At 63.0% G+C, this 14,236-nt stretch carries 13 protein-coding genes; 8 read left to right on the top strand and 5 right to left on the bottom strand.

Translation table 11 applies throughout. From position 1 onward, the window contains the following. The 4 genes from VEJ16_02655 to VEJ16_02640 form a co-directional block, all read left to right on the top strand. On the top strand, nucleotides 1-347 hold a 347-nt coding region (locus VEJ16_02655; GenBank protein ID HYB08554.1), incomplete at its 5' end, for a long-chain fatty acid--CoA ligase. A 37-nt stretch (nucleotides 348-384) separates the two neighbouring features. Continuing rightward, entirely contained in the window at nucleotides 385-2,496 is a 2,112-nt protein-coding gene (locus tag VEJ16_02650) for a 3-hydroxyacyl-CoA dehydrogenase NAD-binding domain-containing protein (GenBank protein ID HYB08553.1), read from the top strand. A 47-nt stretch (nucleotides 2,497-2,543) separates the two neighbouring features. Further along, nucleotides 2,544-3,725: an acetyl-CoA C-acyltransferase gene (locus VEJ16_02645; protein ID HYB08552.1), complete on the top strand. Its 1,182-nt coding sequence runs from the start codon at nucleotides 2,544-2,546 to the stop codon at nucleotides 3,723-3,725. Between the two features lie 20 nt (nucleotides 3,726-3,745). Next, a complete protein-coding gene (locus VEJ16_02640) occupies nucleotides 3,746-4,816 on the top strand; it encodes a phosphotransferase family protein (GenBank protein ID HYB08551.1) in 1,071 nt (356 codons plus the stop codon). A gap of 56 nt (nucleotides 4,817-4,872) precedes the next feature. On the opposite strand, the gene VEJ16_02635 is transcribed toward VEJ16_02640, so the two are convergent. After that, entirely contained in the window at nucleotides 4,873-5,655 is a 783-nt protein-coding gene (locus VEJ16_02635) for an SDR family oxidoreductase (GenBank protein HYB08550.1), read from the bottom strand. Between the two features lie 153 nt (nucleotides 5,656-5,808). Here VEJ16_02635 and VEJ16_02630 point away from each other — a divergent pair, with 153 nt between their 5' ends. Together VEJ16_02630 and VEJ16_02625 are read left to right on the top strand one after the other, a co-directional pair. Next, complete coding sequence (locus VEJ16_02630; protein ID HYB08549.1) at nucleotides 5,809-6,993, top strand: acyl-CoA dehydrogenase family protein; 1,185 nt, start codon at nucleotides 5,809-5,811, stop codon at nucleotides 6,991-6,993. A gap of 11 nt (nucleotides 6,994-7,004) precedes the next feature. Next, nucleotides 7,005-8,141, top strand: coding sequence for an acyl-CoA dehydrogenase family protein (locus tag VEJ16_02625; GenBank protein HYB08548.1), 1,137 nt, complete (start codon nucleotides 7,005-7,007; stop codon nucleotides 8,139-8,141). A 55-nt stretch (nucleotides 8,142-8,196) separates the two neighbouring features. Here VEJ16_02625 and VEJ16_02620 read toward each other — a convergent pair whose 3' ends face one another. Continuing rightward, nucleotides 8,197-8,901, bottom strand: a complete 705-nt coding sequence (locus tag VEJ16_02620) for an RraA family protein (protein HYB08547.1) — start codon at nucleotides 8,899-8,901, stop codon at nucleotides 8,197-8,199. 181 nt (nucleotides 8,902-9,082) lie between these two features. Further along, nucleotides 9,083-9,961 carry a Kdo hydroxylase family protein gene (locus VEJ16_02615; GenBank protein HYB08546.1) on the bottom strand — a complete coding sequence of 293 codons (879 nt, stop codon included), beginning with the start codon at nucleotides 9,959-9,961 and terminating at the stop codon, nucleotides 9,083-9,085. A 333-nt stretch (nucleotides 9,962-10,294) separates the two neighbouring features. On the opposite strand from VEJ16_02615, the gene VEJ16_02610 reads away from it, so the two are divergent. Both VEJ16_02610 and VEJ16_02605 read left to right on the top strand, forming a co-directional pair. After that, on the top strand, nucleotides 10,295-12,262 hold the full coding sequence (locus VEJ16_02610) for a tetratricopeptide repeat protein (protein ID HYB08545.1): 1,968 nt from the start codon (nucleotides 10,295-10,297) through the stop codon (nucleotides 12,260-12,262). Then, nucleotides 12,238-13,032 (top strand): RNA pseudouridine synthase, encoded by a 795-nt coding sequence (locus VEJ16_02605; GenBank protein HYB08544.1) that lies wholly within the window; start codon nucleotides 12,238-12,240, stop codon nucleotides 13,030-13,032. The genes VEJ16_02610 and VEJ16_02605 overlap by 25 nt, the downstream gene beginning before the upstream one ends. Here VEJ16_02605 and VEJ16_02600 read toward each other — a convergent pair. Both VEJ16_02600 and VEJ16_02595 read right to left on the bottom strand, forming a co-directional pair. After that, the gene (locus VEJ16_02600; protein ID HYB08543.1) at nucleotides 13,029-13,397 is read right to left on the bottom strand and encodes a response regulator; all 369 of its coding nucleotides are present in this window, start codon (nucleotides 13,395-13,397) and stop codon (nucleotides 13,029-13,031) included. The two genes, VEJ16_02605 and VEJ16_02600, sit on opposite strands and share 4 nt — an antisense overlap. Before the next feature lie 2 nt (nucleotides 13,398-13,399). Then, nucleotides 13,400-14,065, bottom strand: a complete 666-nt coding sequence (locus VEJ16_02595) for a DUF3426 domain-containing protein (GenBank protein ID HYB08542.1) — start codon at nucleotides 14,063-14,065, stop codon at nucleotides 13,400-13,402. Nucleotides 14,066-14,236: the final 171 nt, after the last annotated feature.

Raw genomic sequence — 14,236 nt, 5'->3', positions numbered from 1 at the left:
TCATCAAATCCGGCGGGGAGTGGATTAGTTCGATCGATCTCGAAAACGCCGTTGCAGGCCATCCGGGCGTGCTCGAGGCGGCCGTGATCGCGAGGCCGGACCCGCGCTGGGGCGAGCGCCCTGTCCTTTTCGTGCGGACCTCGCTCGAGCGGTCCGTGACAAAGGAGTCGATCATCGATTTTCTGCGGGAAAAGGTTGCCAAATGGGTGCTGCCCGACGAAGTTATCTTCGTCGAGGAGTTACCCCACACAGCGACCGGCAAGATCGCAAAGCGCGTGCTCCGTGACCGCCTCCTCGACGTGAAGGGGCCCGGCCGAAAGCGAGGCCGTGCGACCGCCGGGAGCTGATTCGGTCGGACGAAACTCGAGATGCGAGGGAGCGCCAATGGCAGAAGTGCATTTTGAGCGACACGGCACGATCGGCGTCATCACCCTCGATAACCCCCCGGTCAACGCCCTCGGCGTTGCCACGTTAACGGGCCTCAAGCGCTGCCTCGACGAGGGGCTCAAGGACCGCGGCATCGCGGCGTTCGTGCTCACAGGTGCTGGCCGGATGTTCGTGGGAGGTGCGGATATCCGGGAGTTCGGCAAACCGCGTCCGGCGGAGGCGCCAACGCTTCATCAGGTGATCGAGACAATCGAAAGCGCCGATCGGCCCTTTGTCGCGGCGATCAATGGCGTTGCGGCAGGCGGCGGGCTGGAACTTGCCCTTGGCTGTCATGGGCGCGTGGCGCATCCCAAGGCGCGCATCGGCCTGCCGGAAGTGAAGCTCGGCCTACTCCCCGGTGCTGGCGGCACGCAGCGCTTGCCGCGCCTCATCGGTGTCGAGCCGGCCCTCGACATGATCGTGACGGGGGAGCTGATACCGGCCGAGAAGGCGCTTAAGCTCGGCATCGTTGATGCCGTCGCGGAGAATGTCGTCGTCGACGCCATCGCGCACGCGGAGAGGCTCGCCGCCAGCGCCAGGCCACCGCAGAAGGTAAGCGAGAGGGACGACAAGATCGCGGCCGCCAAAGGCAAGCCTGAAATCTTCGCGAACTACCGCAAGGAAACGGCGCGCCGCTTCCGAAATTTCGAGGCACCCCAGCGCTGCATCGATTGCGTCGAGGCGGCAGTAACCCTGCCGTTCGCCGAAGGACTCAAGAAGGAACGGGCACTCTTCGTCGAACGCGTGGCCTCCGACCAGAGCAAGGCGCAGCGTCACGTTTTTTTCGCCGAACGCGAAGTTGCCCGGATCCCCGACGTGCCGCCGGAAACGCCGCTCCGGCCCATCGGGAGTGCCGCGGTCATCGGTTGCGGAACGATGGGCGGCGGCATTGCGATGAACTTCGCCAATGCAGGCATTCCCGTCGCCGTGCTCGAATCCTCGCGCGACCTCCTGGACAAGGGTCTCGGCATCGTGCGCAGGAACTACGAGGCGACGGCGGCCAAAGGGCGCTTGAGCGAAACAGAGATGAAAAAGCGTCTTGCACTCATCAAGGGTACGACGGACTACGACGACCTCAAAGGCGTGGATATCGTGATCGAAGCCGTGTTCGAGGAGATGGATATCAAGAAGGAAGTTTTCCGTAAGCTCGACGCCGTATGCAAGCCTGCGGCGGTGCTGGCGACCAACACTTCGACCCTCGACATCGATGCGATAGCGGCCGTGACCGAGCGCCCGGAGAGCGTCATCGGCACGCATTTCTTCAGCCCGGCGAACGTCATGCGTCTGTTGGAGAATGTGCGGGGAAAGAAGACATCGAAAGACGTCATTGCCACCGTGATGGCGCTCTCGAAGACCATCGGTAAGATCGGCGTTCTGGTCGGCGTGTGCGATGGCTTCGTCGGCAACCGGATGCTTTACGCCTATACCCGCCAGGCGAACGCGCTCATCCTCGAGGGTGCTTTGCCCCAGGAAGTGGACAAGGTCATCTTCGAGTTCGGCTTTCCCATGGGTCCCTTCGCGATGAACGATCTTGCCGGCATCGACGTGGGGTGGCGCATTCGCAAGCGTCGAGCCGCGGAGGGGTCCGAGAACTATCGCGGCTATGCGGTCGCGGACAAGCTTGCCGAGATGGGCCGCTTCGGCCAGAAAACGAGCGCCGGTTGGTACCGTTATGAGCCCGGTAGCCGTGCCCCGATTCCAGACCCGATGGTCGAGGCGCTGATCCTCAAGACGTCTGCCGAGATGGGGATCGAGCGGCGCAAGATCGACGCACGCGAGATTCTCGAGCGCTGCATGTACCCGCTCATCAACGAAGGGGCCAAGATCCTCGAGGAGGGCATAGCACTCCGCGCGAGCGACATCGACATCATCTGGATCAACGGCTACGGCTTTCCTTCCTATCGCGGTGGACCCATGTTTCACGCCGATCTCGTCGGGCTCGACAACATTCGGGACGCCATGCGCCGGATGCACGAGGAGCATGGCGAAATCCTTCGCCCCGCCCCCTTGCTCGAGCGGCTCGCCAGCGAAGGTAAAGGGTTCGCCGACCTCCGCTCACCGGCGGGATAATTCGAACGGCATGCCCACGCGGCGCCAAAGATTTCGAGGAGGATCCGATGCGTGAAGCAGTCATCGTCTCGACGGCCCGAACGCCGATCGGCAAAGCCTTTCGGGGTGCATTCAACCTCACCCACGGTGCGAACCTCGGCGGGCACGTGATCAAGCACGCCGTCGAGCGCGCCAAGGTCGATCCCGCCGAGGTAGAGGACGTGGTGATGGGGTGCGGTTTCCCCGAGGGAAAGACAGGATACAACATCGCGCGCCAAGCCGCCATCCGCGCGGGCCTTCCGGTCACGACCTCGGGCATGACGGTCAACCGCTTCTGCAGCTCCGGGATGCAGACCATCGCGATCGCCGCACAACGCGTGGTGATGGAGCATGTGCCGGTCGCGGTTGCGGGTGGGCTCGAATCGATCTCGCTCATTCCCGCCGCTTCGTCGCGGAACAAGGACACCGACGAATGGATCATGAAGAACAAGCCCGAGCTTTATCTCTCGATGATCGAGACCGCGGACATTGTCGCCAAACGCTATAACATCAACCGTGAGCGGCAGGATGAATTCGCCCTCTCGAGCCAACTGCGCACCGCCGCCGCCCAGCAGGCAGGCCGCTTCGACGACGAGATCGTGCCGCTCAAGACGAAAAAACTCGTCACCAACAAGGACACGAACGAATCCTGGCAAGAGGAGGTCACTCTTGCTCAGGACGAAGGAAATCGCCCCGACACAAATTTGGCGGGGCTTGCGAAATTGAAGCCGGTGATGGGCGAGGGCAAGTTCATTACCGCGGGCAATGCCAGCCAACTCTCCGACGGTGCTTCCGCCTGCGTCCTGATGGAGCGCAAGGAGGCCGAAAAGCGTGGGCTGCACCCGCTTGGCATCTTCCGTGGCTTCACCGTCGCGGGATGCGAGCCGGATGAGATGGGCATCGGCCCTGTTTTCGCCGTACCGCGCCTCCTCGAGCGCCACGGCCTCGAAGTCGACGACATCGACCTTTGGGAATTGAACGAGGCGTTCGCGGTCCAGGTCCTCTACTGCCGCGACCGGCTCGGCATCCCCCAAGAAAACCTCAACGTCGACGGCGGCGCCATTTCCATCGGGCATCCCTATGGTATGTCGGGCGCGCGTCTCGTGGGCCACGTCCTCATCGAGGGCAAGCGCCGCAAAGCAAAGCATTGCGTCGTGACCATGTGCATTGGCGGCGGGATGGGCGCCGCCGGGCTGTTCGAAGTCGCGTGAGCGAGCGGACGGATCCAAGAATGAAGGCAGAGATCGACGACACCATCGCCGCCCGAGCAGGCGAAGAAATCGACACGTCGCGGCTGGTGCCCTATTTGCGCGCACATTTGCCCGAAACGGACGGGCCGTTCGCGCTCCGGCAGTTCGGCGGAGGGCACGCGAACCTCACCTACCTCGCACGCTTCGGCGATACGGAATATGTCGTTCGTCGACCCCCGCTCGGCCCTGTCGCACCTTCCTCCCATGACATGAAACGCGAGCACCGCGTGCTCGCGACCTTGCCCGACATTTTCCCGCTTGCACCGCGCAGTTATCTCTATTGCGAGGACGCATCGATCATCGGCGCCGATTTTCACGTCATGGAGCGCCGCCACGGCATCGTGATCCGAAGCGACTTGCCCGAGGAATTCAAGGGCAATGAGCCGCTCGCGCGCCGGATCGGTGACATGGTCGTCGACACGCTCGCCGGACTTCACGTCGCCGATCCGGCCGCAGCGAAGCTCGACGATCTAGGCCGGCCCGACGGTTATGTGGAGCGCCAACTCGAGGGCTGGATCAAGCGTTGGAACGCGGCGAAAGACAAGGATCTTGCGACCGTCGACGAGACGATTGCCTGGCTCGCAAAACGGGTGCCGAAGCCGCAGCGCGTCTCCCTCCTCCATAACGATTTCAAGCTCGACAACATGATCGTCGGCGCCGACGATCCGAGCCGCGCCGTCGCCGTGCTCGATTGGGACATGTGCACGCGGGGCGATCCGCTTATGGACCTCGGCTATATGCTCAACTACTGGTCCGAGGCGCGCGACAGCCTGGGGTGGCGGAACGCCGCTTTCATGCCGACCTGGAATGCGGGCTTCCCGACCCGGGCGGAAGCCGTCGAACGCTATGCGGCCCGGACGGGTTTGGTGCTCGATGACATTCGCTGGTACCACGTATTTGGCGTCTTCAAGCTGACCGGCGTCATCCAACAGATTTATATCCGCTATCTGCGCGGTCAGACGAGCGACGCGCGCTTTGCGGCGTTTGGCGAACGCGTGAGGACGCTCGCCGAGAAGGCGTGCGCGCTCATCGCCCGCGCCGACGACGTCTAAGGCCGTAAATTCGTATGACGCGAACGCTGAAATCCAGCACCTGCGACGAGCGCCACTCAGCTATAGGAGCCTGCCGCGATCGTCGAACCGCCATCGATGACGATCGCCTGGCCCGTGATGAAGCTCCCCGCCCGGCTCGCGAGCATGACGGCCGCGCCGGCGACTTCGTCGGGCTCGCCGATGCGGCCGAGCGGATAGGTCGATACGGCCTGCGCGTACACTCGAGGATCCTCCCACAGAGCGCGCGCGAAATCGGTGCGGATGATGCCGGGGGCAATGCAGTTCGCTCGGATATTGTCGCGACCCCATTCGACCGCGAGATTGCGGGCAAGCTGGAAGTCTGCCGCCTTGGAAAGGCCATAGACACCGAGCTTGGCGTGACCTTTGAGGCCGCCAATCGAGGATACGATGATCACGACGCCGTCCTTCCGTGCCGCCATGCCCGGCAGTACCTTGTTGCAAAGCCAGAGATTGCTCTTCACGTTGGTATCCATGATCTTGTCGTAGGCATCCTCAGCGACGCCGGACATCGGGCCGTAATAGGGATTGACCGCGGCATTGCAGACGAGGATATCGATTTTGCCCCAATGCCGGATCGCGCCGGAGACGAGGGCGTCGAGTTCCTCACGGCGCGAGATATTGCAGGGGATTGCGATGGCCTTGGCACCCGCACCTCGGATGGTGGCCGCCACCTCTTCGCATGCGCCCGCCTTGCGGCTCGAGATCACGACCTTGGCGCCGTGATCCGCCATCGCTTCCGCGATCGCCTTGCCGATACCCCGTGTCGAGCCGGTGATCACGGCGACCTTGCCGGTAAGATCGAAGAGGTTTTTGTTCACGGGGTGGGTTCGGCTCCTTGATGTGGGATTGAGGCTGGCCACGACCGGTGCGGAGGCGAGCAATAGGCCCAGCACTTTCGGCGACAGGATAACAGAGGAACCTCCGGTTCCGAAGCGACATGGCAGCAAGCGGACCGAACGATTGGAGGGCGCATGAGGATCAAGCTCGATACGGCCCATTCGGCGTTTCGCGAGGAGGTTCGGGACTTCCTCGAGACGAACTTGCCGGCCGACATCCGCGCCAAGGTCGAAGCCGGAAAGCACATCGGCAAGGACGACCATGTTCGCTGGCAGCGGATTCTCCACCGTAAGGGGTGGTTCGCTTCGGGCTGGCCGGTCGAGCACGGCGGCACGGGCTGGAGCCCGCTTCGGCGCGCGATCTTCGAAACCGAGCTTGGCGCGGTGCCGGCACCCCCGATCATCGCATTCGGCGTCACCATGGTCGGCCCCGTGATCATCGCGTTCGGGAACGATGCGCAAAAGAGGAAATACCTTCCGCGCATCCTCGCAAGCGAGGATTGGTGGTGCCAGGGCTATTCGGAACCAGAGGCGGGCTCCGATCTCGCGGGGCTCAAGACGCGCGCAGTACCCGACGGCGACCATTACGTCGTGAACGGCTCCAAGACGTGGACGACCTACGCGCAATTCGCCGACATGATGTTCTGCCTCGTCCGGACGGGAAGCGAAGGCAAGAAACAGGAAGGGATTTCCTTCCTCCTCCTGGATATGCACAGCCCCGGCGTGACCGTGACGCCAATCGTCACACTCGACGGCGGTGCTGAGGTCAACACGGTTTTCTTCGACAATGTCCGAGTGCCAAAAGCGAATCTGATCGGGCAGGAAGGGAAGGGCTGGACCTATGCGAAGTACTTGCTCGGCCATGAGCGCACCAATATCGCACGGGTCGGCCTCTCGACGCGGCTCCTTCGGCAGCTCAAGAGGATTGCGAGCGACGAGCAGGCGCAGGGCCGACCGCTTATCGACGATCCGGTCTTCAAGGCCAAGATTGCCGCCGCGGAAATCGATCTTCTCGCCCTCGAAGCGACTGTATTCCGCATGTCGTCGGGCAAGCCACCGGGTCCCGAGTCTTCGATCCTGAAGATCAAAGGCTCCCTCGTCCAACAGGCCATGACCGAGCTATTGGCCGAGGCGGTCGGAGTCTATGCGCTCCCCTATCAACCCGAGTGGTTCGAGCCGGGCTGGAACGGCGAAGCGATCGGCCCCGAATATGCACCGGCACTCGCCTCGACATACTTCAACTGGCGCAAGGTTTCGATCTATGGCGGATCGAACGAGATCCAGCGCAACATCATCGCCAAGCACATGCTCGGCTTCTAAGGGACATCCCCATGGACCTGACGCTGACCGAGGAACAACGGCTGCTGGCTGAAAGCGTCGCGCGCTTTTTCGCAAAGGAATATTCGTTCGAGAAGCGTCGGAAGATCGCGGCGAGCGAAGATGGCTTCAGCCGGGACATATGGGCGCAATTCGCGGAGCTCGGCTGGCTCGGTATCGGCACGTCCGAATCCGTTGGGGGACTTGGCGGCGGCGATGTCGAGATCTCGATCCTCATGGAGGGCATCGGCAGGCATATCGTCGTGGAGCCCTTCTTTCCCACCGTCGTCCTCGGTGCCGGCCTCCTGCGCCGCGGCGGCGCCAAGATGGCGGGGCATCTCCCCGCCCTCGTCGAGGGCAAGCTGCAACTCGCCCTCGCCCACTCGGAGCCAAAAGCGCGTTTCGAGCTTGCCCACGTCGAAACTCGTGCGGCGCGGGACGGCGGTATTTTTGCGCTTTCGGGACGAAAAGCCGTCGCACTGAACGCCCAGCATGCCGATTACATCGTCGTCTCCGCGCGTACCGGAGGTGCGATAACCGACGAAAACGGCATTACGATTTTTCTGGTGCCGAAGGATGCGCGAGGTATGGGTTTGATGCCCTATCGCACGGTCGACGGGCTTCAGGCCGCAGAAGTGACGCTCGACAAGGTCCCGGTCGAGGCGGGTGGGATCTTGGGCGAGCTCGACGGCGGATTGGCACTCCTCGCGCACGCGCGCGACGAAGCGCTCGTGGGCCTCTCGGCGGAAGCGGTCGGCGCTATGGAAGCCCTCGTCGACGTGACGAGGGACTATCTCAAGACCCGCAAGCAGTTCGGTGTCCCGATTGGAAGCTTCCAGGTGCTGCAGCATCGTCTCGTCGACATGTACATGGCGCAGGAACTTGCCCGCTCCACCGTTGCCGTTGCCGCACGAGCGCTCGCGGACCACGATCGGCACTACCGCGCTCAAGCAGCGGCCGCGGCAAAGGTGCAAGCCGGGCGCGGCGGGCGACTCGTGGGACAGGAAGCCGTTCAACTCCACGGCGGCATGGGCATGACCGACGAGCTTGCGGTTGGCCATTACTTCAAGCGTCTTGCGGCAATCGACGTTCAGTTCGGCAACGCCGACCACCATGAACGGCGCTTCGCCGAGCTTTCCGCCACCGTGTGACGAGCGCACCTCAAGCGCCGTCGGTCGTCCATTGTCACGGCAGAAATCCAGCCGTTCAATGGATGTCCGCGGCCCCTTTCATCGCCGCCTTGAGTTTTTCGAACGTAAAGCCGGGTGCGCGCGCCGCGTCGAGGATGACCTTTTCGCGCCGTGCAACCATGTCGATCGCCGCCGGCAGTTTTTCGACCGCATCGAAGGGAACGACCACCGCACCGTGACGATCTGCGTGGACGATATCCCCATGGCGCACAGTCATGCCGTAGATGTTCACCGCGCCGCCGACTTCGACGAGATGGACATGAGCATGGCTTGGCCCGATCTTCCCGGCAAGAAGTTGAAAGCCTGGTGCTATCTGATCGATGTCGCGGATCGAGCCGTTCGTTACGCCGCCGAGAGCGCCAAGCCCCTTATGCACCGCAGTTTGCACCTCGCCCCAAAAAGCGCCAAAACCCGGGCGCGGATCGATGTCCTGGATCACGACGATCGAGGGTCGAGGCCCCGCCTCGATATAGGCGTAATAGGCGAGGCGTTGCTCGCGCATCGCATTGGCATCGCGGGCCGACGGCTCGACTGCCCGAATCGTCGCGGTCCGCGCATAGCCCACCATTGGCGGCAAGCTCGGGTTGGCAGGATGCAGATGCTCGGTCGTGAACCCGATCGCCTGACGCGCCGGTATCACAATTTCAAGCCCGTTGCAGACGGTGGGCGTGTCGAAACGGCCGAGAAACGCGAGCTGGTCCGCGGTTAATTGTCGTGTCATTGCTGGGAATCCCTTTCCAATCTGGCGACGCATCGTCGTCGCCTTTCTTCAGGGCGTCAACCGCAAGCGCAAATCCGGGCCGAATATAACGACAGCACGGGTCCTGGGGCAGCCCATTCCGCAAGCACTTCGACCGGCCAATCTCACGCCAGTTTCGGATGATTGCAGGCGATCGAATGCTTTAGACGAGTGCCTGTCCCGTCATGCGCTCGAGCACTTTGAGCGGCGAACGCGCGGGATCGGCCATGGCGCGGATGTCGACGTGAAAGGTCTGCTCGAAAGCGAACTGCCCGCCGAGAGCCGCATGCAGGACCTGATCGGTGTAACAGAGCCAGGTCGAGCCCGCCGGAAACGCAATGTCCTCCCGCGGTGCCGCCCGCTGGTATTCCGCGTCGAGTTTTCCCCGGTCGTGAAGTTCGAGCATCAGATGGTCGTATTTGCTGCGCCGACCGCTCGTTATGCCGACGGCCGCAAGCAGCCATGGCTGAATCAAGATCGGCGGCTTCGCCTTCGGGAGAAATTTCCGCGCGAAATCCTCGAACGACTCGCCCACTTGCCAAACGCGGCTGTTCCCGTCTGGATCGACGTTGCTGAAGAGGCGGAGGATGCGTTGGCCTCGCGTCGGGCGGGAGGGAAAAGCGTCGACGTGGAGGAGCCGGTCGTCCTTTTTCTGCGAGTAGTGCCGGCCCAACACCTCGACGGGGCGGAAGCTCGTGCGCGCCCGCTCGAGTGCCGGGCCATAGCTCGGGAAAAGTGCGGCCATGAATGCGGTCGAGGTTCGACCGAATCGCTCCATCATCGCGCGCAACCGGTCGCGCTCGATGCCTTCCAAAACTGTTCCTTGCACGGACCCGGTAAGCGGGTCGTAGCTCACATTCTTGGCCTTGCCGTTCGACACCGCCGCCGAAAATAGCGGACGCTCGCCGTCCTCGACCGAGAATCGGAGGTGCGGGAAGAAGAGAACTTTTCCGCGCTCAAGGGCATCGACCGCACGCTGCTCGACCCCGGCCGCATAAGGGCCGGACCAACGTTCGATGTCGATTGTCTCGATGACGCTCACGCGAAACCGCTTGTGTAGATTTCAATAATGCTCGGGCAAGTGCCGCCGGAAACTTGGAAATTCGGCACAGCAATTGTCCCCCTTGTTGGAATATTATTAGAATATATGTGAAATGCAAAGCGCTTGCCGGTCGGTCGACGAAGTCGTTCGCGCTCAAAACCGTCGCTTTACGCCTACCAAAAGGGTTTGAATGCCGACGGGAGGACAAAGTTTGTTTGAATTTCCGCAGTCGCACCCTCATGGTCCGGATGCGGTTGGTGCGCCAATCCGATCCCTGCTCGGCGGTGGCGCGCCGCCACGGACCGTCATTCGAATCGAAGTATCCGGAGGAATGTGACGAATTACGCTCAGACGCTGGTGGCGGCCTTCGACAATCATCGCGCAGGTCGCTTTGCCGAAGCGGAGCGGCTCTGCCGCCAGACACTGGCGCTCGATCCCCATCAGCCGGACGCCCTTCATCTGCTGGCTATCCTCGCTTACAAGGCTGGCCGCCCCGCCGACGCGGTCGAGCTTGCCAGGAAGGCGATCGCGCGCGACGGGCGTAGAGCCGAATACCACAATACCCTCGGCGAAGCGCTCCACACCCTCGGCAAGAACGAGCGCGCCATCGAAAGCCTGCGCCGCGCCATCATGCTCGATCCGACTTACGCCCCGGCCCATTACAATTTTGGCAATATCCTCCTCGCCCGTCGCCAATATGCGAATGCTGAGGCGAGCTTCCGCCGCGCGATTGCGCTGCAGCCGTCATTCGGCCTCGCCCACAACAACCTCGGCCTCGTCTTCAAGGCACAAGGTGAGTGGGGAAAGGCCATCGAATGCTTCCGAGCCGCCATCGAGGCCGAAGCAGGCCTTGCAATCGCGCATTACAATGTGGGCGTGATGCTCGACGCCAAGGACCGCTTCGGCGAAGCGATTCTATGCTATCGCAAGGCAATAGCGCTTCAGCCGGCGGTCGCCGATTTCCACAATAATCTCGGCAACGATCTCATGATCCAGGGTGCTCTCGACGACGCCGTGGCGTCTTTGCGCACCGCATTGACCATCGATCCCAAGGACGCGGCGGTGCACAGCAATCTTCTCATGGCGTCCTGCTATCGCGAGGTCGATCCTGAAACGCTGATCGCCGAGCACAAGGCTTGGACTGCGGCACACGGTTCCGTCCGCGGTCGGATCGAGCGGCGTTTCGCGCGCGCGCGCGAGCCCGACCGACGTCTGCGCATCGGCTACCTCTCCCCGGACTTTCGTGGCCATTCGGTATATTTTTTCCTCGAACCCCTTCTCGCCGCCCATGACCGGGAGAAGGTCGAGGTCTTTTGTTATTCGAATGTCAAATGGCCGGATCGCTTCACCGCACGGCTCGAGTCGATCGTCGATCATTGGCGCGCCATCGACCGCATGGACGACGCGGCGGCAGCCGAAAAGATCGAGAGCGACCGCATCGACATCCTTGTCGACCTCGCCGGCCATACCGCGCGCAATCGGCTGCCGCTCATGGCGCACAAGCCCGCACCCGTGCAAATGAGTTGGCTTGGCTATCCCGCGACGACGGGCCTTGAGGCAATCGACTACCGCATCACGGATGCGGTCGCCGATCCGCCCGGCGAGACCGAGCGCTTCCATAGCGAGACCCTTTTGCGATTGCCGCGATGCTTTCTCTGCTATAGCCCCTCGCCCGATTCACCGGCTGTCACTTCCCCGCCGTCGTTTCAGGCCAGGCATATCACGTTCGGCTCATTCAATAATCTGACTAAGGTAACAAAGGAGGTTACAGAACTCTGGAGCGCCATTCTCGCCAACGTACCCGGGTCACGCCTCCTGCTCAAAGCGAAGCAAACCGGCGATCCGGCAACGGCGGCGCGGTATCTTGCTCTCTTTGCCGCAAACGGCATCGACGCCGGGCGCATCGAAATGGCGTCGTGGTCTCCGTCGAGCGAGGATCACTTGTCGCACTATCGGCGGGTTGATATCGCACTCGATCCATTCCCCTATAACGGAACCACGACGACCTGCGAAGCGCTCTGGATGGGCGTGCCGACAGTGGTCCTCGAGGGACGGCTTCACGCCGGACGGGTCGGTGTCAGCTTGCTGTCGGCACTTGGCCTAGACGAACTCATCGCCGACGCACGGGAGCGCTATGCAGCCATTGCGATTGGGCTTGCTGAAGATTCGCAACGGCTCCGCGACCTGCGCGAGTCGCTCCGAGCGCGCATGGCGGCTTCCCCCCTTTGCGACGCGGCGGACTTCGCACGCGCGATGGAAAACGCCTACCGCGACGCATGGCAGCGCTGGTGCGAGTCGTGACCCCCGATGCACTTCTGAGACGGCTTCTCTACCGTGACGGCCTGATGCTGATCGTCGACAAGCCGGCCGGTCTGCCGGTGCATGCAGGACCGGGGGGTGGTGACAACCTGGAGACCCTGTTCGATGCCTTGCGCTTCGGCCTGCCGCATCCGCCGGCCCTCGCCCACAGGCTCGACCGCGACACGAGCGGGTGCCTCGTGCTCGGGCGCCATCGCAAGGCCTTGGCGCGGCTCGGCAAGCTCTTTGCAACCGGTCACGTGGAGAAGACCTATTGGGCCATTGTCGAAGGTGCTCCGCCCGAGTGCGAGGGCCGCATCGAGCTGCCCCTCAAGAAGCGCACGGCCAAATCGGGCTGGCACATGGCTGTCGACAGGAACGGTCAGCGCGCCATCACCGACTACCGCCTGCTCGGCTCGAGCGCGGGAATGAGCTGGCTCGAGTTCAAGCCTCGGACCGGGCGCACGCACCAGATCCGCGTTCATGCTGCCGCATTGGGTTGCCCGATTCTAGGCGACCGGGTTTACGGCCGTGACGGCCCATACGGCTCGGAAGAAGCAAAGCCTGGCAATGATCGAACGCACCCACGATCGGTGGCCACGGTTCCACTCCACCTCCACGCACGTGCGATTGCGGTACCCCTCTACTACCCAAAGAAACCGCCCGTCGTCGCCGAGGCGCCTCCCCCACCTCATATGATCGAAGCACTCAAGGCGTGCGGTTATATTCCGGAATCCGGCAGACCCGTCCCCGGTCGAGCGGCTTTGGCCTAACCTTCTTCCCGCGCAAGCGTTGCCTCGACGGCACCGCAAATTTCCCGAAGCGTGAAGGGTTTCGAGACCACGCGTTGACCGAGTGCTTCGAGGTTGTGCGCGCGCTGGCGTTCGTGGGCAAAGCCGGTCATGAGGAGAATACGCATCCGCGGCCAGTCGCGCCCGGCCTTGAGAGCAAGTGCAATTCCGTCCATTCCCGGCATTACGATATCGCTCACCAGAAGGTCGAAGGCTTCCGCATTGAGCCGCTCGATCGCCGCCAAGCCGTCCTCGACCGCGCGAACGCTGTGCCCGCGGTGCTCGAGGGCGCGCGAGACGAATTCCCGGATTGCGCGATCGTCCTCTGCGATCAGGATGCGCGCCAAGGTCAGCTCTTCCCGGATGGCGGCGTTATGACGATTGTCACGTCCGTCGCCTCGCTCGAGGGATTCAGGAGGGTGGTCGAGAATTTGGCGACCTCCCCCGGCAAAAGCTTGGGCTCGGACGCGTTGAAGGTCCAATGTTGCAGGTCGCGTTGTTCCGCGTTGCGCAGGACTCCCATGAGCGGCGGCACGGCCACCGCCTCCCGCGAATTGTTCGCAACCTCCCCTTCGACGACGAGCACCTGAACCCCGTTCTCCACGGAACGGCGGGAGGCGACGTTGACCACGCTGAGGCCCGAGGGGGCCTCTTTCGGCTTGGACTCAAAAAGCGCGTAAATCCGAGCGGCCGGCGGCCACGCGGAGACGATCTGGGTGCGCGCGAGAATCCCCCCGCCCACGATGGCGGCGACGACAAGGACGAGAATCGCCCATCCCCATGCGTGACTGGGCTCCTTAGGCTTCGGGCGAAAGGCGGGCAGATTCGAGCCCGGCGGAATCGGGCGCGGCTCGATCGAGATTGGAATGGGATCGATCTGGGGCGGGGCGTCCGGCGGTGGGGCCTGACGCCATGTGTGGCTGCATTTCCCACAGCGCACATAACGACCCTCAGCACCCAGATTGGCAGGGTCGACCATGTATCGCGTCGTGCAGCTCGGACAGGTAAGAATCATTGGCCCCGGATTTCCCCCAGGATTCAGTCCGTTATAGGGCCACTTCCGTGGCCCTGGCAAGCAACCGGCCGTCGGGCTGGGACGGGCCGGGACATTTTGCGCTGGCGGCACCTCGGCGCTTGCGCGACGGATTGCCCCGAGCCTACCGCTCGCCCGCCGATAGCCGGGCCG

Source organism: Alphaproteobacteria bacterium, assembly GCA_035625915.1.
Taxonomy (GTDB): Bacteria; Pseudomonadota; Alphaproteobacteria; order JACZXZ01; family JACZXZ01; genus DATDHA01.
Note: the sequence above shows the minus strand (reverse complement) of the source record. Positions and strands in the feature narration are given on the sequence as shown.